Genomic DNA, 651 nt, shown 5'->3' on the forward strand with positions numbered 1-651 from the left:
ACTATGGGATAAACATCTGGTTTAAGCTTCCATAGGATTTTATCAAGAGGATATTTATCATAAAATTCAGAACCATCTCTTAATACAGAAGTAGCCCAGCAAATGTTTTTACCGACGACGTTATTGAGTTCCGAGCCAACATAAATTTGAAACTCAACATCAATCAACTGCCAAAACATCCTCTCTATTTCAAGTTTTTGGGCTTCGCGTTCAGGTATGCTCTCGTTATGTTTTACTGCTATAGCTTTGTATCGAAGTCCGCCTTCAGGAGTTCTCAAGGTCAGTAAAAAATCGGTTGTCATAACATTCAGAACTTCGACAGGTACTCCTCTTACTCCCCTCACCATAGGATGTTGAAAATGTAGATGATTTGCTATTTGTTGGGTAAGCCGGAGAGGAAAGAGTGGGAATTGTTCCCGGATATCAATCACCGAGTCATTAAACTCAGCCAGATAGAAAAAGTTACTTTCGACAGAAGAAAGGAGATGATGGTTTCGAAACGTCTTAAGGCCAAAGACTATCGAACGGTTTCCACGGGATTTAACGTCCTGAGCTCTAAGCCAGGGCTGATAACTTTGGCCATAGCCCACTCCTATGCCGTCACCTAGCGCATTTTCATAATCCAAATAGGATTTGAGACGCCTACCCCTA

The 651-nt window shown here is 41.5% G+C and carries 1 protein-coding gene; it reads right to left on the minus strand.

The features are described from left to right. Nucleotides 1-651: TnsA endonuclease N-terminal domain-containing protein (locus G6041_RS11185; RefSeq protein WP_243759937.1), on the minus strand; the 651-nt coding region annotated here is incomplete at both ends.

This window comes from Cronobacter sp. HA18003 (assembly GCF_011605905.1).
Taxonomy (GTDB): Bacteria; Pseudomonadota; Gammaproteobacteria; order Enterobacterales; family Enterobacteriaceae; genus Cronobacter; species Cronobacter sakazakii.